This is a genomic window from Candidatus Chlorobium masyuteum (assembly GCF_011601315.1).
Classification (GTDB): Bacteria; Bacteroidota; Chlorobiia; order Chlorobiales; family Chlorobiaceae; genus Chlorobium; species Chlorobium masyuteum.
Genome location: NZ_JAAORA010000001.1, coordinates 110,937 through 129,773, shown reverse-complemented (window position 1 = coordinate 129,773; position 18,837 = coordinate 110,937). Strand labels below are relative to the sequence as shown.

At 50.5% G+C, this 18,837-nt stretch carries 16 protein-coding genes; 9 read left to right on the top strand and 7 right to left on the bottom strand.

Going from position 1 to position 18,837, the window contains the following annotated elements; all coding sequences use genetic code 11:
* Positions 1-172: 172 nt before the first annotated feature.
* Both G9409_RS00565 and glyA read left to right on the top strand, forming a co-directional pair.
* Entirely contained in the window at positions 173-1,414 is a 1,242-nt protein-coding gene (locus G9409_RS00565; RefSeq protein WP_006365451.1) for a bifunctional 3,4-dihydroxy-2-butanone-4-phosphate synthase/GTP cyclohydrolase II, read from the top strand.
* Positions 1,415-1,475: 61 nt separating this feature from the next.
* Positions 1,476-2,789, top strand: a complete 1,314-nt coding sequence (gene glyA / locus G9409_RS00560) for a serine hydroxymethyltransferase (RefSeq protein ID WP_166806951.1) — start codon at positions 1,476-1,478, stop codon at positions 2,787-2,789.
* 80 nt (positions 2,790-2,869) lie between these two features.
* Here the strand turns inward: glyA and dnaG are convergent, their stop codons facing one another.
* Entirely contained in the window at positions 2,870-4,765 is a 1,896-nt protein-coding gene (dnaG, locus tag G9409_RS00555) for a DNA primase (RefSeq protein WP_166806950.1), read from the bottom strand.
* Between the two features lie 211 nt (positions 4,766-4,976).
* Here dnaG and G9409_RS00550 point away from each other — a divergent pair, with 211 nt between their 5' ends.
* From G9409_RS00550 to G9409_RS00535, 4 genes are read left to right on the top strand one after another with little or no spacing between them, the layout of a single operon-like run.
* On the top strand, positions 4,977-5,726 hold the full coding sequence (locus G9409_RS00550) for a MotA/TolQ/ExbB proton channel family protein (protein WP_006365448.1): 750 nt from the start codon (positions 4,977-4,979) through the stop codon (positions 5,724-5,726).
* Positions 5,726-6,259 (top strand): ExbD/TolR family protein, encoded by a 534-nt coding sequence (locus G9409_RS00545; RefSeq protein ID WP_166806949.1) that lies wholly within the window; start codon positions 5,726-5,728, stop codon positions 6,257-6,259. The genes G9409_RS00550 and G9409_RS00545 overlap by 1 nt, the downstream gene beginning before the upstream one ends.
* Positions 6,260-6,261: 2 nt before the next feature.
* Complete coding sequence (locus G9409_RS00540) at positions 6,262-6,786, top strand: ExbD/TolR family protein (RefSeq protein ID WP_166806948.1); 525 nt, start codon at positions 6,262-6,264, stop codon at positions 6,784-6,786.
* A 29-nt stretch (positions 6,787-6,815) separates the two neighbouring features.
* Positions 6,816-7,622, top strand: coding sequence for an energy transducer TonB (locus G9409_RS00535; RefSeq protein ID WP_166806947.1), 807 nt, complete (start codon positions 6,816-6,818; stop codon positions 7,620-7,622).
* A 4-nt stretch (positions 7,623-7,626) separates the two neighbouring features.
* Here the strand turns inward: G9409_RS00535 and G9409_RS00530 are convergent, their stop codons facing one another.
* The 4 genes from G9409_RS00530 to G9409_RS00515 all read right to left on the bottom strand — a co-directional run bounded on the left by G9409_RS00530 (position 7,627) and on the right by G9409_RS00515 (position 10,644).
* Complete coding sequence (locus G9409_RS00530) at positions 7,627-7,824, bottom strand: hypothetical protein (RefSeq protein WP_235923200.1); 198 nt, start codon at positions 7,822-7,824, stop codon at positions 7,627-7,629.
* Between the two features lie 25 nt (positions 7,825-7,849).
* Positions 7,850-9,052, bottom strand: coding sequence for an aspartate aminotransferase family protein (locus tag G9409_RS00525; protein ID WP_166806945.1), 1,203 nt, complete (start codon positions 9,050-9,052; stop codon positions 7,850-7,852).
* A gap of 87 nt (positions 9,053-9,139) precedes the next feature.
* Positions 9,140-9,352, bottom strand: coding sequence for a hypothetical protein (locus G9409_RS00520; RefSeq protein ID WP_328700103.1), 213 nt, complete (start codon positions 9,350-9,352; stop codon positions 9,140-9,142).
* Positions 9,349-10,644, bottom strand: coding sequence for an NAD(P)/FAD-dependent oxidoreductase (locus tag G9409_RS00515; protein WP_166806944.1), 1,296 nt, complete (start codon positions 10,642-10,644; stop codon positions 9,349-9,351). The genes G9409_RS00520 and G9409_RS00515 overlap by 4 nt, the downstream gene beginning before the upstream one ends.
* 306 nt (positions 10,645-10,950) lie before the next feature.
* Between G9409_RS00515 and G9409_RS00510 the strand changes: the two genes are divergently transcribed.
* Positions 10,951-15,414, top strand: coding sequence for an autotransporter domain-containing protein (locus tag G9409_RS00510; RefSeq protein ID WP_166806943.1), 4,464 nt, complete (start codon positions 10,951-10,953; stop codon positions 15,412-15,414).
* 5 nt (positions 15,415-15,419) lie between these two features.
* Here the strand turns inward: G9409_RS00510 and G9409_RS00505 are convergent, their stop codons facing one another.
* On the bottom strand, positions 15,420-15,920 hold the full coding sequence (locus tag G9409_RS00505; RefSeq protein ID WP_166806942.1) for a cupin domain-containing protein: 501 nt from the start codon (positions 15,918-15,920) through the stop codon (positions 15,420-15,422).
* The gene (purE, locus tag G9409_RS00500) at positions 15,907-16,437 is read right to left on the bottom strand and encodes a 5-(carboxyamino)imidazole ribonucleotide mutase (RefSeq protein ID WP_166806941.1); all 531 of its coding nucleotides are present in this window, start codon (positions 16,435-16,437) and stop codon (positions 15,907-15,909) included. Before purE ends, G9409_RS00505 begins: the two co-directional genes overlap by 14 nt.
* 141 nt (positions 16,438-16,578) lie before the next feature.
* Here purE and hemN point away from each other — a divergent pair, with 141 nt between their 5' ends.
* Both hemN and G9409_RS00490 read left to right on the top strand, forming a co-directional pair.
* Entirely contained in the window at positions 16,579-18,000 is a 1,422-nt protein-coding gene (hemN, locus tag G9409_RS00495) for an oxygen-independent coproporphyrinogen III oxidase (protein ID WP_166806940.1), read from the top strand.
* A gap of 452 nt (positions 18,001-18,452) precedes the next feature.
* Entirely contained in the window at positions 18,453-18,737 is a 285-nt protein-coding gene (locus tag G9409_RS00490) for an antitoxin (protein WP_166806939.1), read from the top strand.
* Positions 18,738-18,837: the final 100 nt, after the last annotated feature.

The following is an 18,837-nucleotide window of genomic DNA, read 5'->3' as shown; positions in this document are numbered from 1 at the left end:
ACCTCTTTATATAAAAACCGGTGCATTATACAAAAATGCCCATGCTTCTCAAAGCCGCCCGTTTGAGCTTCCCTCTCTTCTTTTTCTGCAGCCTGAAAATGGAACGGGAATTTTTTTACATTACAATGTTTTCGTGTAATATCTGCTTTCGAAAAAAGGTGTAACAAAACGTATGGATAAGTCGAATTTTGACTCAATTGAAGCTGCTCTTGAGGATATCCGCCAGGGCAAACTGGTGATTGTTATTGATGACGAGGATCGTGAGGATGAAGGCGATTTTATTGCTGCGGCTGATCTGGTGACCACCGAGATGGTCAATTTTATCACCAGAGAGGCGCGGGGCCTGCTTTGCGTGGCCATAACCATGGCGAGGGCAAAGGAGCTGCAGCTTGATCCGATGGTTCAGAGAAATACCTCCCAGCACGAAACCAATTTTACCGTCTCTGTCGATGCCATTGCCGAAGGTGTGACGACCGGTATTTCGGTTTTTGACCGGGCAACAACGATCAAAATGCTTGGAGATCCATCCTCGAGCGCCGATGATTTTTCCCGTCCCGGCCATATTTTCCCTCTCCGGGCCATGGATGGAGGAGTGCTTCGCCGGGTAGGTCATACCGAGGCCGCCGTTGATCTTGCCCGTCTTGCCGGGTGCAGCCCTGTCGGTCTGCTCTGTGAAATCCTGCATGAAGACGGCAGCATGGCGCGGCTTCCCGAGCTGATCAAGCTGAAGAAAAAATTCGGACTGAAACTTATTACCATCAAGGAGCTTGTTGCCTATCAGATGCAGCGCAACAAGCTGGTGAACCGGGCGGTTGAATCAAGACTTCCGACGGCATACGGCGAGTTCAGGTTGATCGCCTATGAAACGTTTGCCGACCAGCAGAACCATATGGCGATTGTGAAAGGGGATATCACCAGTGACGAACCGGTGCTGGTCAGGGTTCATTCGCAGTGCGCTACCGGTGATACCTTTGCCTCTCTTCGCTGCGACTGCGGCAACCAGCTTGCATCAGCCCTTTCCAAGATTGAAAAAGAGGGACGCGGTGTACTGATCTATCTGATGCAGGAGGGTCGGGGTATCGGTCTTATCAATAAGCTCAAAGCCTATAATCTTCAGGATGAGGGGTTTGATACGGTCGAAGCCAATGAGAAGCTCGGTTTCAAGGCTGACCTGCGTGACTATGGTATCGGAGCCCAGATTCTGAAGGATCTTGGGGTCAGGAAAATGAAGCTCATGACCAACAATCCCAAAAAAGTGGTTGGTCTTGAAGGGTACGGCCTGGAAATTGTCGAACGTATTCCGCTTGAAATCGCTCCGAATCCCATGAATCAGAGCTATCTGGATACCAAGCGTGACAAGCTCGGTCATATGATCGGATGTTCATGCGGCTCCGAGGGGCGTACGAACCGCTGAGAGAAGAGAGAGAACAAAATCACAACAAGTAAACTTCCATAAGGAAAAGGAACGACTCGCGATGGATACCGACATTCTTCAACTGCAGGATAGAGAGGTCTTTGAGGCTATAGCCAATGAGACGACCCGGCAGACTGAAACACTTGAACTCATTGCTTCGGAGAATTTTACCAGCCGTGCCGTCATGCAGGCATGCGGCTCGGTGATGACCAATAAATATGCCGAGGGCTATCCCGGCAAGCGCTACTATGGCGGGTGCGAATTTGTTGATGTTGCCGAGAATCTTGCCCGCGATCGGGCTAAAAAGCTTTTTAAATGCGACTATGTCAATGTACAGCCGCACTCCGGTTCAAGCGCCAACATGGCGGTTCTTTTTTCAGTGCTGAAGCCCGGCGACACCATCATGGGGCTCGACCTCTCGCATGGCGGTCACTTGACACACGGCAGCTCGGTCAACTTTTCCGGCCAGATGTATGATGCGCACTCCTATGGTGTGAATCGCGAGAGCGGTTGTATTGATATGAACAAGGTTGAGGAGCTTGCCCTCAAGGTCCGTCCCCGACTGATTATTGCCGGAGCAAGCGCCTATTCGCAGGGATTTGATCTGAAGGCATTCAGAGCGATTGCCGACAAGGTCGGCGCCTTTTTGATGGCCGATATCGCTCATCCTGCAGGACTCATTGCCGCAGGTCTTCTGGGCGATCCCATGCCGCACTGTCATTTTGTGACCACCACGACGCATAAAACCCTTCGCGGACCCAGAGGCGGTATGATCATGATGGGGAGTGACTTTGAGAATCCCATGGGAATTACCATCAAAACCAAAACCGGCTCGCGCGTGAAAATGATGTCCGAAGTGATGGATGCAGAGGTTATGCCCGGTATCCAGGGCGGACCGCTTATGCATGTCATTGCAGGCAAGGCTGTGGCTTTCGGTGAGGCACTGAAGCCGGAGTTCAGGGAGTATGCCATTCAGGTCAGAAAGAATGCTGCTGCGATGGCGGACAAGTTCACATCACTCGGTTATAATATTGTCAGCGGCGGTACCAAAAACCACCTCATGCTGCTTGATTTGCGCAACAAGAACGTTACCGGCAAGGTTGCCGAGAACCTGCTGCACGATGCCGGTATTACGGTCAACAAGAACATGGTTCCTTTTGATGACAAGTCACCCTTTGTCACCAGCGGCATCCGTATCGGTACACCGGCCATGACGACCAGAGGTATGGTTGAAGCGGACAGTATCGCTGTCGCTGAACTGATTGACCGGGTTATTACTGCGGCTGAAAAGCCTGATGTGGCGAAGGTTTGTCAGGGTGTCAGAGAGGAGATCAAGGCACTCTGCCTTCGCAACCCGCTTGTCGGGTATGTGTAAGATTTCCTGAGTCGGTTTATCTTTTTTTCAAGCCCGTCAAAACCATCTGACGGGCTTTTTTATTGAATGGGGTGAGGCGCTCAGAGGTTTTCGAGAATATTCTTTTTTGTTGCTTTTAAATCTTTAGTGGTTTTACTGATTTTAGTAGTCAGAGCCTTATGTTCTTCCTGAAGAGCAATCTCTTTATCTGTGTCGATTTCATGCAGAATTTTTTCCGTTATTTTGGTTTTCTGGCGGAGCAGAGGATCAAGAATAAGGTTTGTGAACGCATCAATGAACATCTCCAGGCACTGTTTTGCGCGTTCGGCATGTATGTCGGTCTGTTCGTGCCATTTATTGCTGACCGGCTGGTCCATCATCAGTCCGGAAGCAAGATCTCTGGACTCGGGAGTGCTGAACTGACTGATCTCGGATGCGATATCGATCCGCTCTTCCGGATTCCCTGAGATCTCGTGGTAGCGGCGGATCATATGGGTGAAGATCTGCTGCGCTGCCGGATGTGAAAGCTCAAGCATCTCTTCATGAGAAGCGGCAAATTCCAGAACCGCATTGCCATAGCCGGTGCTTTCAAGCAATGCTTTTAAAAAAGTTTTTTCAAGCACGGAGAGCTCTTTATTCACCCTTTTCGGTACGTTTACCTCTGTTCGCCGTTCTTGTGAAACGCTTTTTTTTCCTTCCGCTTCGAGTTGCTTTCCGAGCAGTTCAAGGAGTGCCGAGTGACTGATGGAGAGTTTTTCTGCTAACTCCTGAAGGTAGAGCTCCTGCTGTATACGGTCTGGAATCAGCGCTATCGTATGCACCATTGAGCGTATGGACCTTGATTTTTCCTCCGGTTGTTCGAAATCGCCGGATTCCGAGAAAAAACGGATTTGAAACTCCAGAAATTGCAGTTTTTCCGCTTCAGTAAATTGCAGGAACTTTTCCCGCCCTTCCCGGCGAATAAAGCTGTCGGGATCGTCTCCCGAAGGAAGCATGACAACAAAAGGAGTGATACCCTCTGCAAGAAGGGTTTCGATACCCGTTATCATTGACTTCAGGCCTGCAGGATCAGCATCATAGATAAAGAGTACCCGCCGGGTGTAGCGTTGCAGGATTTTTGCCTGATAGCGTGTCAGTGAGGTGCCACATGAAGCGACAGCATTGGTTATACCGGCCTGGTGAAGGGCAAGGACATCCATGTAGCCTTCAACAAGGATGGCACTCTCCATCCGGCGGATCTCGTTTTTGGCGGCGTGAAGACCATAGAGCAGTTTTGACTTTTCAAACAGCGCACTCTCCGGAGAGTTCAGGTATTTTGGCGCATGCGGATCATTGCCGAGCGTGCGTCCTCCGAAACCGACAACCTGCCCTCCAACCGAAAAGACCGGAAAGATCACCCGGTTACGGAAGGTGTCATACCATGAGTTTCTCTGCTTGTTGTGGGTTATGAGTCCGAGATCAACCAGGTGCTCCTGGGGAATTGCCGAACGTTTGGCTGCGTTGAAGAGATGCTCCCAGGATTCAGGCGCATAACCCAGGCCGAAGCTCCGGATGGTTTTTTCCGATAGCCCTCTCTCTGTTCCGAGATAGGCAGAGGCGGTTTTTCCTTCGCTGCCCTGAAGCGTCTGGTGAAAAAACTTTGCCGCCCAGCGGAGAGTTTCAGTCCGGCTCTCTTCTCCCGGCGTTTCACGCTCTTTCTTTTCGGTAAATCGGCTGATATCCACTCCGGCTCGCTTGGCAACCAGTTCGACCGCTTCGGGAAATGAGACTTTTTCCATCTCCATGATGAAGGAGAAGACATTGCCGCCCTTGCCGGTTGAAAAACACTTGTAGATCTGTTTTTCGGGTGAAACCACAAATGAGGGAGTTTTCTCCCTGGTAAAAGGGGAGAGGGCCTTGTAGTTTCGTCCCGAAGGCTGAAGGGTAAGGTAATCGGAGATAATATCGACAATGTCTGCAGCCTGACGGACATCATCAATGGCTGTATGAGGGATCATCTATCGGTACCCGGTTATAAAAATTATTGCTGGAATACGTCTATTTCTCTTTTTCGGATCGATTAGTATTTAAAAATCGCAAGCTTATTTACTAAATTCAGCTCTACTGTAGTAGGTTTTTTGCATCGATTTCCACCACAGTATAGCAAATTACAAAGTGCTTTATCACACCGGTGTTATTTGCCGGAGAGACAAAAATAAAAAACAGTCTATGAAACAGGGTTTATTTACGGGTTTACTCATTGTCGTAACCTACTTGGTTTCTTTAGGGTTTTATGTCTGGATGGGCACGAACCCTCCTGAGTCGATGTTTCATGCCGTATGGAAGGGCGGACCGGTTGTGTCGGTGCTTATGGCGCTGATTCTTATGGTTATTGCCTACGTTGTAGAACGGATCATTGCCCTCAACAAGGCTTCCGGAAAAGGCAATATTCCCGAGTTTGTGCATCTGCTTAAACAGGATATTGACAACGGGGATATTGATCAGGCAATTCTGAAATGTGATGATCATCAAAGCTCACTGGCGGCTGTGCTTCGTTCAGTGCTTGAGCGCTATAAAAAACTCGCCCAGTTCAATGTGACTGATCGTGAGAAAAAGATCAGCGAGATGGAGAAGGCGGTGGAGGAGGCTACGATTATGGAGATGCCGCTTCTGGAGAAAAATCTTGTCGCGATCTCCACGATTGCATCGATTTCCACCATGGTCGGACTTCTTGGAACAACGCTTGGCATGATTCGCGCTTTTGCCGCCATGGCTACAAGCGGAGCTCCTGACGCGGTCCAGCTCTCTCTTGGTATCTCCGAGGCACTCTTCAATACCGCGCTTGGTATTTGTGGCGGTATCATGGGTATTGTTGCCTACAATATCTTTACCAGCAGGGTGGATCGTTTCAACTATACGATTGATGAAGCGGCCTTTTATATCATTCATACTCTCGGAACCGGAAAATCGGATAACTGATGTCGAGAATCAAGGCTAAACGGGTTGGTTTTCGACTTGATATGACGCCGATGGTGGATGTTGCGTTTCTCCTCCTGACGTTTTTTATGCTGACAACCAAATTCCGTCCTCCGGAAGTTGTCCGGATTGACCTCCCCTCTTCTCATTCGGACCTGAAGCTTCCCGAGTCGGATGTGCTGACGGTGACCGTGAGCGGAGATAATACATTTTTTATGGGGGTCTCATCCCAGCAGTCGAGGGAGAAAATTTTTAACTCCGTTGTGAAGCAGAAGCTGATAGCTGCAAAGTTTTCATCAGCGGCTGTACAGGATTCACTGAAACACTTCAAACTTGCCGACAGCTTTCCTGTCGAGCGCGATGAGCTTGACCGGTTTGTGGTTATGGCTCGATTTGCCGACCAGAAACTTCGACCGGTTGTCCGGGCGGATTCAGATGCGAGTTTTGATGCGGTAAACCATGTGATCAAGGTTTATAAAAAGGCAAATCTTCTCACCTTCAATCTGGTTACGGTATTTGAAAAGGAGGGTCGCTGACAATGGGTGTTGTTGATTCTCCAAATGGCCGCCGGGGTCCCGGTAAAAAGAAACGGCATTCAAAAAGAATAGGGTTTCATCTCGATATGACCCCGATGGTGGACGTGGCATTTCTGCTGTTGACCTTTTTCATGCTGACAACGACCTTTTCGAAATCAAATACGATGGAGATCAACCTTCCTCCGGAAATGACCGAAGTGAAGGTTGCCGAAAATAATGTCATGACACTCAGAATTGCTGATGACGCTATGGCATACTGTTCTCTGGGCAATGAGGCACCCCGGCGTATTCCCCTTTACGATACCCAGGACAGCCATCGGCATGTACTGAGCACGCCGTTGCGTCAACTGATCAGGCAGCAGGCGAAAGCCAACGAGAAGACGGTCATTGTCGTTAAAATCAGCGACAAAGCCAGGTACAAGCAGCTTGTTGATATTATCGATGAGCTGAACCTTATGAAAATAGACCGGTTCAGTCTTGATGACTTTACCGAGCAGGATGCGCTGGAAATTAAAAGAGCTGTTTAAGCTTGTAATCAGCAAAGGAGTTCATTCAGGTGTCTTCAAAGTTAAAAAAAGTCCATCAGGAAACCTATCAGCGTAAAGCGCTCACCTGGTCTTTCGGTGATGAGTTTCTTGATACTGAAACTCTGCGCAAGCTGCATTACGGCAATCTTGTTCTCCGCCGGCAGGCCCATCTTTTTCTGAGCCACGGAGTTATTACCGCTGTCGTGCTTCTCTCTCTGTTCTGGCTTGTGACGGCCAACTGGAAGCTTATCTCTTCATTGACCGGCTTGTTTGCCGATGACAAGGCCCCGATGGTTGAGTGCTATGAAGTTGTGACCAGTGTTACGCAGCTTCCTCCTCCGCCACCGCTCAATGCTCCCGAGCCGGTTCCCGTGACCCCTTCAGCGGCGGTTCCAGCGCCTCCGAATGTCGGTAAAATCAAACAGGTGAGTCAGGCGGAAGTGCCTCTTCAGCAGACAGTTGCTACCCAGAAGGAGCTTAAACAGGCAATACAGACCACCGGTGCAGGTTCGGGATCGGGAACCGGTTCAGGTGATGAGGTTCCGATGTATGTTCCCTGTGAGAAGCTGCCCGGTTTTCTTGACCAGAAAAAACCGCTCTATCCGGAAATGGCAAAAATTGCCGGAATTACGGGGAAGGTATTTGTCAGTGTGCTGATCGGTGAAGATGGCCGGCCCATCAAGGCGAAGGTTATGAAGCGTATTCCGGCGGACTGCACCGTCTTTGATGCCGTGACCATCAAGTCTTTGATGGAGTCGAAATACTACCCTGCGATGCAGAACGGCAGCCCGATAAAGGTGTGGTTTACCGTGCCGGTTAAGTTCCAGCTCGACTGATTTTTCAGCTGTTTTTTTTTGGTTTCGGTCGATAGAGCACGGCAAAGGCAATGCCTGCATAGGCCGCCGTCAGGGTGACGGGGCTGACGAAGAGTGCGAAAACCCCGTCCACATCCTTCTCAAGGAACATTATTCCAAAACTGGCAGCTATGACAAGCGTCCCGAGAGCAATCAGGATATAATTGACTCTCCCGAGGGGCATTGCGGCTGTTTTTGCGGCAGGGGGTTTACCCTGCGCTCTCTTCGCTGAAGATTTCATCAAGGGTATCGATACAGTGTTGAGCCTCCTCTCTGGTGATGCAGAGCGGGGGGAGAAGCCTTATGACGTTCACGCTGGTGGCGTTGACAAGCACCCCTTTCTGCAGGGCCTGTTCAACATAATATTTGGCCTCCTTGTCCACGGTAATGCCGATCATCAGCCCATACTGCCGAATCTCAAGGATTTGCGGGTGTTTTGCGGCCAGTAGCTGAAGCTTGTCGTGAATATAGCTGCCGATTGCTGAAGCATTTTCCATGAGCTTGTCCTCATCAATGGCATTGATCATGGCAATTCCCGCAGCACAGGCGACCGGATTGCCACCGAAGGTAGTGCCGTGATTGCCGTAGGAGAGAACATCAGCTACCTTTTCGCTGCCGATCACGGCAGAGAGCGGTAGTCCGCCGCCGAGAGGTTTGGCCAGACAGACCAGATCAGGATCGGCATTGAGCTGGGTATAGCTGAAAAACGTTCCGGTCCTGCCGCATCCCGCCTGAATTTCATCGGCAACAATCAAAAAGTTGTACTGCTGCCGCAGCTCTTTCAAGCGGTCAATAAATGGCTGGGAAATCCGGTGAATTCCGCCTTCGCCCTGTACCACTTCAATGAACACGGCGGCGGTTTTTACGGAAACTTTTGTTTCGAGATCTGCAATGTCATTGAAGGTTATCATCCCTGTTTCGGGGAGCAGCGGTTCAAAACCATCACTGTATTTGGCTTTTGCCGTGAGCGACAGTGCGCCGTAGGTTCTGCCGTGAAAACAGTTGCTCAGCGAGAGCACCTCTTTTTTATGCTGGTCGCCCGATTGGGCAGCCCATTTTCTTGCCATCTTGATGGCCGCCTCAATGGCTTCCGTGCCGCTATTGGCAAAAAAGAGCTTCGAGAGCCCGGAGAGTTCAAGCAGCTTTTCGGCCAGTTCAAACTGAGGCTGCATCATGAAGAGGTTCGAAGCATGGATAAGCTTTGCAGCCTGCGTGCTTATGGCTTCAACAAGCCGTTTGTCGCCATATCCGAGTGCATTGACACCGATTCCTGAAAGCATATCGAGATAACGGGTGCCGTCATCACCGACCAGCCACATCCCTTCGCCATGCGACACGGCAATCGGCAGCCGGGCGTAGTTATGAAAAAAAAGTTGCTGTTCGGTTTCCCGTGTGATGGGCAGGTGTTTCATGTGTACTCAAAAGATGGTAGTTCAAATGGGCATCCGGCGGTACCCTTATAATTCATTGGTTGATTATAATGATCAAATCCGATGCTTTCAAACATTTTCTTCGGCATCCTTCCATGCCAGCCAGACCCGTACAAGCCGCCAGATGCCGTAAGCACCGGTCAGGAGCGCATAAAGCCGGAGATCATCCCTGGATGCCGCAGGAATAGTGCCGGGAAAGAAGAGAAGATAGAGGGCAATACCGATAAAGCACAGCGCCAGCAGTGTGCCGATGATCATCGCCACAGAGATGCGCCTGCTCACTCCTCTTCATCGTTAACGGAGCTGCTTGAACATGCTTCCGGATAGAAGCGCCACTCCCGGTTGACGATCAGACGTGCGCCATAGCTGAAGGTGAAGTATGACCATCCCCACTGCATGAGCACAAAGACCCGGTGACGGAAGCTGGTGAGAAAGTAGATATGAACCAGCAGCCAGGTAAACCAGGCAAAAATGCCGTCAAATTTCAGACTGCCGAATTCAACGATCGCCTTGTTTTTGCCGATGGTCGCCATCTGGCCTTTGTCGTGATAGCGGAAGAGCTTTCTTGTTTTACCCTTCAGGTCGAGCAGAATATTTTTGCCTATGGCGCGTCCCTGCTGCAGGGCAACGGGAGCAAGCCCCGGAAGCGTTTTGCCATCCTCAAGCTGAAAATGGGCAAGGTCACCGCCGACAAATATTTCGGGATGCTGCGGAATGCTGAGGTCTTCATCAACAATGATCCTTCCTATGCGGTCGGTATCGACATCCATGGTCTTTCCGATGCCGGTAGCCGTAACGCCTGCGGCCCAAAGCACGGTAGCCGCTTCTATGCGTTCATTGCCGATCTGTACGCCGTTTTCATCAACGTTGCTTACCATGCTGTTTGTCCAGACCTGCACGCCGAGTTTCTCAAGGGAGCGGGTTGCCTTGCTGGCCAGATCAGGGGAAAAAGAGCCGAGAATGCGCGGCGCGGCTTCAACGATGAAAATCCGGGTAAGCTTCGGATCGATGTTACGGTAAAATTTAGAGAGGGTGTAGCGGCTCATCTCACCGATGGAACCGGCAAGTTCAACTCCGGTGGGACCTCCTCCAACTATGATGAAGGTGAGCAGTTTTTTTCGTTCAACGAAATCGGTTGTCCGTTCGGCACGTTCATAGGCCTCCATAACCCGGCGCCGGATCTCTTTTGCCTGCGCAAGGGTTTTCAGCCCCGGTGCAAACTCCTCCCACTGGTTGTTGCCGAAATAGTGGTGCTGTACACCGCAGGCAAGAATGAGGTAGTCGTAGGTAATCTCCCGGAAGTCAGTGACGATGGTTTTCTTCCCTATATCGACGCTTCTGACGATGCCCTTGAAGACGGTTATGTTGCTGTAGTTCGCCAGCATGTTCCGAAGAGGTGCGGCAATATCCCCCTCTCCAAGCGCGGCCATGGCCACCTGGTAGAGGAGCGGCTGGAAGAGGTGGTAGTTTTTCCGGTCAATGATGGTGATCTCGATATCCGGTTTGTTGCCAAGCACCTTGGCTGCATTGATCCCGGCAAATCCTCCGCCTACTATAACAACATGCTTTTTCATGAACACCAATCTCTTCTGTTAGTCTCTCTTCGCTTCATTCTATAACCCGTTTGAAAGTAATAAAAAAGAGATAAAATTCCACGATTTCCCGATTTCGCCGTGAGTTACGGCAGATAATGGACTCTTTGCATCTGCACAGAGATTGCCTGAATCGATGGTATTACGCAAAATATTCGGTTTTCTGTGCCTGTTTTTGTGATAAATAGCGTAAAATATAAGTGAAAAACAGTATATCTCTCTGCGAGCCTGTTGTTCGGGGAGCGCAAACCTTTTCGGCAGAGCGGCACACCCATGAACAAGCGAAACTTGTCAATTATACTGCTTCTTGCTGTGATCTCCGATAAGAGCGCTGACGGGGCGGTTTTTACGGTCAGCAATTCCGGTGACAGCGGATACGGAACCTTTAACCAGGCGATTCTTAATCTGAACAGTGCCGGGGCCGGAGCGAATGCAATCGAATTTACTGCAACTGATCCTGAAATAACTCTTTTTTCAACGCCGGAATTCATAAAAAAACCGGCGGTGATCATGACCAATAATGGCGGGGCTCCCTTACAGGTAAACCACGTGACGGCGACAGCAAATGCCAGGACCCTGAAGGTGACTACGAACGTGCAGGTTTCTCTATCGGATGAGATGCTGACACTTGGTATGCAGAGCAGTAATACCGGAAGTGTCACACTCTACTCTGCCGACAATCTCATCATTTCAGGAAATCTTGGCAGTAATCTGCTCAACACGTCAACCAGCAGTTCGGCTTATGGAGTATATGCCGGTGGATCACTCTCTGTATCAGGGGAGGTTTCAAGAGGAACAACGATCTCTTCACAAGCTACCGGAAGTGTCTACGCGCTCTATTCGGTTGGAAATATTTCAGTAAGTGGCGAGCTGTCCGGTTCTGTTTCGGCAAACGCAACGAGCGGCGGAACCGCTTACGGGATCAGGAGCGGAATGTCGAAAACAACGACACTGAATCTCGGCGGCGGAGTCACGTCATCAGCCACTATCACGGCAACGGCAGTCAATACCGTAAATAATTCGGATAGCACTGTTTATGGTATCTATTCCGGTGGCACGATCATTATCGGTCAACGTGGCCAAACAACAGGTATCAGTGGTACAATATCTGCAACAGCGGGATATGATACGGTTTATGGCGTTCGGGGTAATACCGTTACCGTTCATGGAGGAGTCACCCGGACGGGGAGAATAACCGCATCGGCAGGCCGGAATAATGCTTTTGCTCTGGATGCTACCACAACGCTTGATATTGTCGGTAATCTGTGGGGCGATATCAGTGCTACGGCCATGACCGGTGGAACAGCTTATGCCCTGAATGCCGGGAGTGCGCTCACCATTACCGGCGATATTGCTGCATCATCTACTATTACAGCCTCAGCAGGGAGTTCAAAAGCGTATGCGATCTTTGCTGAGGATGGTCCAGTTGTCATAAACGGATCCGTGAGCGGTAGCCTCTCTGCTACAACAGGGACGACAAGTGCTTATGGTATCTCTGCGGGCTCTTCACTCGATATCACGGGAGATATATCGGAAGGTTCGACAGTGACGGCGAGTGCAGGAACCGGTATCGCGTATGGTATGCATGGCTGGACAGGGTTGACTATTGGTGGTAGAATCGGCGGGGAGGTTATTGCGAAAACAACGAAGAGCGGCGGCCGGGTATATGGATTGTATGGGGGGAGTGATGAGGGGAGCAGCCTCACCATAACTGGGGGAATAGCTGAAAGCGGAAGTATCATGGCGGAGGGTGTCAGCGGATCGACAGCCTGTGGTATTTATTCAGCAGGAAGCGTGACGATAGGACGGAGTGGCGGTACGACAGGGATCAGTGGATTGATAGTTGCGGATGCGGGCCTGGACGATGCGTACGGAATCAGCGGGAATGCGGTTACACTCTACGGAGGAGTAAGAGCGACAGGAAGTATAAGAGCTGAGGCGGCAGAGTCGGGCGCCTGGGGTATCTATTCCGCCTCCACCCTTGAAGTCACAGGTGACATTGCTGCTTCATCCTCAATTTCAGCATCATCAGGGACAACGAAAGCGGCTGCTCTGTATGCTGAGGGAGGAGATCTGACAATCAGGGGCTCAGTCGGAGGAGAGCTGCTTGCCACAGCAGGCACCTCCGGAGCCTATGGTATCTATTCCGGCTCATCGCTCACCCTTGTCGGTGATCTTTCCGGCAGGATCGATGTTTCTTCAAGGAAAGGATCAAAAGCTCATGCCCTGCATGCAGGTTCATCACTGATCATTACCGGCAATATCGCCGAATCTGCAAAGATCATTGCTTCAGCAGCCACGACAGAAGCCTATGCTCTTTACGCCGGGAGCGGCGTAATTTCAGTCAGAGGAGAGCTTTCAGGCGAAGTGAGTGCGACAACCGGAAGTAATAACGCCGCCGGGATCTATGCAAAAGCAGGTATTCATGGAACAACAGAAAGAGATGCATTGACCGTTTCAGGGATGGTTACGGCTGTGGCAAAAGGAGCTGCTGCGGGTATTATGAGTGAAGGCCCGATGAATATTTTTGTTTCCGGTACACTCTCCGGTGTCGATAACAAAAACGGAACTCTTGGGTATGCCATCTATTCAGGAGGGTTTGCCGGAAGCGGGGAGTTTTCGGACTCTCTTGCTTCTGACGACAGCGTTGTTGTGGCTGAAAGCGGGATGCTTTTTGGTAACGTCTCTCTTGGAGCGGGCAGTGATATGATGACGATGCGTGATTCGGGAAGTGTAACGGGTGATCTGGATTTCGGGGAGAACAATGATGCTTTGTGGATGAGCGGCTTCTCCTCAGTAACGGGGAGTATTGTTATGGGGTCAGGCAGTGATTCCCTGATCATGACGGGAGGCTCAATGGTAAACGGATCGATCAATTTCGGCGAAGGCAGTGATCTGCTGCATCTTATGGAGAACGCAAGGGTAACGGGCGATATTGATTTCGGGACAGGAGATGATACGCTGAGTCTGGACAACGGCACTGTTCTGGCTTCAACGGTCAGGTTCGACAAAGGGGATGACCGGATTGAGCTGAGCGGTGATGTTGATATTTCCCGATCGCCACTCATCGATGGCGGGAGCGGAGATGAGTCGGCAGGTGACAGGATTGTGCTCTCCTCCTGGAACGGGGTTATCACTGATGCGTTTAAAGGATGGGAACGGATTGAAGTGGCTGGAGCATCCTGCGTCAATCTGGATCTTGATGATCTTCTGCGTCTTGCACCCTCTTACGGTCAGCAGCTTACCTTTATGATCGAAGCCGGATCAACCGTAATGGCTACCGGAAACTCGCCGGGAAGGTATGAGATTACCGGTAATCTTGAAAACAGCGGACTGCTCGATCTGCGCGATGGTGAAGCTAATGACCGGGTGACGGTAAGTGCAACCTATACTGGAGGTGGCGGTTCGCTTGGGCTTGATCTGGCATTGGGAGGCGGAAGCCAGAACAACCAGGATGCGCTTGATCTCCTTTCGGTTGGCCGGGTCAGTGTGGCTGGAAGCGGGACTGTACTTGGTTCAACCGCTCTTCTGGTGAGAAATATCTCCGAGAAAGGAAAAATTAAAATGACAACAGGAGGCAATGGTATTCTTGTTGCAAAGGTCTATGGAACAAGCAGTTCGAATGCCTTCTCCGTGGATGGTTCATCCCCGGTTTTTCGCGGTGCCAATGTAAGAGTGGTTAAGGTCGGAAGAGACTGGTATCTGCAGATTCTGAGCGCTCCGAATGTTGATACGACCACCGATCTTTCAGATGAAGAGTTATCAGATTATTCCATTGACACTTCTGTTGAGGCTATCGAGAGTTCAGGGATTCCGGAAGAGCACCGGGTAATACAGGCGATTGTCCCGATGCTTGAGCGTCATGGAGCGGAGTCGGTTCCACGGTTCCGTGACCGTCAGATCTATTACTGGTCTCGGGGGGATCATGGAGGGCAGGAATCATGGTGGATTCGCACAACCGGAAGCCGATTTCTCTTTCGTGCAGAGAGTGGCGGTCAGCCAGCAGAGACGGGAGGCTATCGCAGTGCCATGCAGATAGGCAGCGATCTTAAGGCGTTCAGATTCAGTAACGGTATGCTTCGACACGGTCTTTATGCCGGAACCGGGTATGTGAAGTCTGATATCATGGAAGAGGGTGGGGTGAGTGCCGGAAAAGTCGATGCGTTTACGATGAATATTGGCGGGTATTCGAGTGTTGAACTCTCCGGAACAACTTTTCTTGAAGGGGTTGTGCAGGCGACCAGATATGATATTGATGCGTCGTTCAAAGGGGGAGCAAAGAGCAGCGGGAGATTCTGGGGGTTTAGTGCCTCGCTTGAAAGCGGGTCAAGGATTGGAATTGCCGGATCATTTTTTCTTGAACCCCGGGCTCAGCTGATCTTGATGCGTCTTGGCGGGTTCGGGATGGAAACTCCGGCAGGAGGAGTAGATCTGCATGAAAAGAGTACTTTACTTGGTCGTGCAGGTCTGATCGGGAAATTCGAGCCTGAAGGGCTCTCATTCTCACCTTTTTTCGAAGTCAATACCGAGAGGGATTCAGGCGCATCATCACAAGTTACCTATAAAGAGAGTGGCCGAAGCCTGAGGGTTGATGCGGATCGGATTCATGTCGGGGGAGCTGTAGGGATCATCAGCCGGAATGTAAAGCGGAGCGGCATGGAGTACTCAGTCAGGACAGGTGTCAATTTAGGCCTGAGCGGTTATGGGTCGCGGGAGTATCAGCTCGGCGTTGCATTGCGCAAAAGCTGGTAGAGCGGTCAGGTGAGGCGCTCAATGACCGGTTTTTTGCCGGGGAACTGCTTCAGCAACAGTGACCGGTTGGCAAATGAAAAGTCACGGAAATCAAATCCGGGTGCTACAACGCAGCTTACCAGCGCATAGCTTTCGCTCTCGGGGTTGGCAAGTTCGGCTCCGAACCAGCTCATAGCCGGAACAAACTCCTGAAATACCTGACCTTCATCAGCAGAAGTGCCAAGCGTAAACGAAGAGGGTTCTCCGGTTTCAGGAAAAACATGCACCGTGAGCGGATCACCGGCATGGAAGAACCAGAGCTCATCGGAGTGAATCCTGTGCAGCTTTGAGCAATCGCTGTTTCTCAGGAGATAGTAGATTGCCGTTGCACAGGAGCGGGAGCCCTCGAATGGGGCGTTACCGGTGAAGGAGTAAGAGGCGCTGCTCCGGTAGGTTTCGCGGTAGAAGCCGCCTTCAGGGTGGGGGAGAAGCTGAAGGTGATCTATCCAGTACTCAGCCTTTTGCATGCAGTTTTTCCCTGATTTTCGCGGTTTTCTGGCGCGAAGCATCAGCAAGTTTATTGCGGAACTCAATGAGTGCGGCCATCAGTGGTTCATCGGAGAGCGCAAGAATCTGGATGGCAAGCAGTGCCGCGTTACGGGCATTGTCGATCCCGACGGTCGCAACCGGAATGCCTGCAGGCATCTGGACGATAGAGTAGAGTGAGTCCTGCCCGTTAAGTTTTTTGCTGAAAATCGGTACGCCGATTACCGGAAGTACGGTCATGGCTGCCGTAACGCCGGGAAGGTGCGCTGCACCGCCGGCTCCGGCAATAATGACTTTAAGGCCGCGCTCTATGGCAGACGTTGCATACTCTTCGAGGTCGTGGGGAGTGCGGTGGGCTGAAATGACGGAGATCTCCGAAGAGATTCCGAACTCATCAAAAACCAGTGAGGCCTCCCTCATGATTTCGAAATCGGAGTCCGAACCCATCAGTATGCCGACAACCGGTGAGGAGGAGTGCAGTGCTGTTTCTTTTGTCATAAAAAAAGGATAGTTGACGACCGGTCCTGTGCCGCCTGTTTTATAGGCCAAATGATGGCTATTGATTTATGAAATTGCCGAGTTTTATGTATTTTCACGAGAGTGAATTTAAAAAAATAATACTTGTTGAGGAAGATAACAATGGCAACTAATCTCGCAGTAAAGTACAGTAATCCCGGTCCCCGTTACACCAGTTATCCCACAATTCCCTCATGGAGCACCGACGGTGTAACCCAGGAAGAGTGGAAAGAGGCTATGGTCAAAGGGTTCAATGACAGCAACGAGACCACAGGAATCAGTCTGTACATTCATATTCCCTACTGTGAGAACCACTGTTACTTCTGCGGCTGCAATGCTCACCGCACCCAGGATCACTCCTACGAGACCCCCTATCTTGAGGCTCTGCTTAAAGAGTGGAAGATGTACACCGATGTTTTTCCGGGCCGTCTCAATGTCAAGGAGATGCACATTGGCGGCGGTACGCCAACCTTTTTCAGTCCCGAGAATCTTACCCGCCTTATTGACGGTATCTGTAAAAACGTCAACAAGATGGATAATTATATGTTCAGCTTTGAGACCAACCCGAAGTCAACCTCAAGGGAGCACCTTGAGGCGCTCTACAGCGTCGGCTTCCGCCGCATGAGCTTCGGAATTCAGGATTTTGACCCGATTGTACAGCAGGAGATCAACCGTATCCAGTCATTTGAGCTGGTCAAGGAGAAGATTGACCTGGCTCGTGAGATTGGATTCACCTCAATCAATTTTGACCTTGTCTACGGTTTGCCGAAGCAGACGCTTGCCACCATTACCGATACCATCCAGAAGGTTATGGAGCTGAAGCCCGATCGTCTGGCTTTTTATGCCTATGGCCACAACCCGCACATGTACGAAGGTCAGCGGAAGTTCAAGGAGGAGGATCTGCCGGTTGGGGACGTGAAGCAGGAGCTCTACGACAAGGGAAGCGCCATGCTTGAGTCCATCGGTTATCATGAAATCGGCATGGACCACTTCGCCATTGAAGGAGATGCGCTCTACATTGCCGCCAAAAATGGCACCCTGCACCGTAACTTCATGGGCTATACGGAAAATACCACCCAGATGATGCTTGCTCTCGGCTCATCATCCATCAGCGACACCTGGTACGCTTTTGCTCAGAACGAGCGTGACGATACCTCCTACATCAAGGCAGTGAACGAAGATCGTTTCCCGCTTCATCGCGGTCATCTTTTGACTGACGAAGATCTGGTGCTTCGCCGTCACATTCTTAACCTGATGTGCAAACAGGAGACCTCATGGGCTGATCCGAAGCTCTACACCGAAGAGCTTGATATTGCGCTCTACCGCCTTGAAGATATGGAGAATGACGGTCTGGTTGTGCTGGGTGACAAAAGTGTGCGTGTTACCGAGGTTGGCATACCCTTCCTCCGCAACATCTGCATGGCCTTTGACGCAAGGCTCTGGAGCTCCGACAGCCTCTCGAAGGCATACAATGTCTCCCGCGATATCCAGAAAACCTACATCGAAAAAGCCCGCCTCGCAAAAGAAGCGCAGCAGGTTAGCTGAGCTGCATTTTTCAGTTTGAACAGCAATACAAAAGGGTGACCGCGGTCACCCTTTTTTTATCTCCCCCATTCTTTTCATGTCATTGCCGAATCCCTTCTGAACTCCGGCCAAGTTTTGTAATCGGCCAGCCCCTCAATTTGAATGTTACCACATGCAAATACAAGTTGTGTGCCATTGCCACACTGCACACATTGTGATAAATTGTCGAGATGAAAAGAATCACAATTGGAACACGGAAAAGAGCTTGGCACTCAAAGCATCACGGGGAATCTGTTTCGAAGATGTGGTTTTTTTGTTGAAAGGGGTGAGATATTGGACGATTATCTACATCCCAACCAGGAGGTATACCCTGGACAACGAATCATGGTCATTGGTATGGCCAATTACGCATATCTCGTACAAAACCATTATCCCGAGCAGGAAGGCCACTCAGCAATATTTTGGAGAAAAACATGAAAGCTAAACTGACCAAAGAAGAGAAGGACATACTGGATAGTTTTGAAAAAGGTGAATGGGTTCCTGTTACCGACCTTTCAAAAAGAAGAAAAGAGTTGGCCGAGTACGCTGGTCATTCTTTAAAAAAGGGTAAGAGGCTGAATATTCGAATTTCTGAAAGAGACCTCACTGAGTTACAAAGCAAGGCCATCAAAGAAGGTTTGCCATACCAGACTTATGTAGCAAGTATTATTCACAAGTTCATTAATGGAACACTGGTTGATGGAGCCGCAAAACAGTGACACACCAGAGGATGATGATTTACCCGGCGGAGCTTCGATGATGTTCGCAATTTCAGCGCCAGCATCCAGTCGGACTAAGAAAGGGATATGGTTGCCACAA

Coding starts and splice junctions, on each gene's coding strand:
- G9409_RS00565 (WP_006365451.1), top strand. CDS start 173: ATGGATAAGTCGAATTTTGACTCAATTGAAGCTGCTCTTGAGGATATC.
- glyA (WP_166806951.1), top strand. CDS start 1,476: ATGGATACCGACATTCTTCAACTGCAGGATAGAGAGGTCTTTGAGGCT.
- dnaG (WP_166806950.1), bottom strand. CDS start 4,765: ATGATCCCTCATACAGCCATTGATGATGTCCGTCAGGCTGCAGACATT.
- G9409_RS00550 (WP_006365448.1), top strand. CDS start 4,977: ATGAAACAGGGTTTATTTACGGGTTTACTCATTGTCGTAACCTACTTG.
- G9409_RS00545 (WP_166806949.1), top strand. CDS start 5,726: ATGTCGAGAATCAAGGCTAAACGGGTTGGTTTTCGACTTGATATGACG.
- G9409_RS00540 (WP_166806948.1), top strand. CDS start 6,262: ATGGGTGTTGTTGATTCTCCAAATGGCCGCCGGGGTCCCGGTAAAAAG.
- G9409_RS00530 (WP_235923200.1), bottom strand. CDS start 7,824: ATGCCCCTCGGGAGAGTCAATTATATCCTGATTGCTCTCGGGACGCTT.
- G9409_RS00525 (WP_166806945.1), bottom strand. CDS start 9,052: ATGAAACACCTGCCCATCACACGGGAAACCGAACAGCAACTTTTTTTT.
- G9409_RS00515 (WP_166806944.1), bottom strand. CDS start 10,644: ATGAAAAAGCATGTTGTTATAGTAGGCGGAGGATTTGCCGGGATCAAT.
- G9409_RS00505 (WP_166806942.1), bottom strand. CDS start 15,920: ATGCAAAAGGCTGAGTACTGGATAGATCACCTTCAGCTTCTCCCCCAC.
- purE (WP_166806941.1), bottom strand. CDS start 16,437: ATGACAAAAGAAACAGCACTGCACTCCTCCTCACCGGTTGTCGGCATA.
- hemN (WP_166806940.1), top strand. CDS start 16,579: ATGGCAACTAATCTCGCAGTAAAGTACAGTAATCCCGGTCCCCGTTAC.
- G9409_RS00490 (WP_166806939.1), top strand. CDS start 18,453: ATGAAAGCTAAACTGACCAAAGAAGAGAAGGACATACTGGATAGTTTT.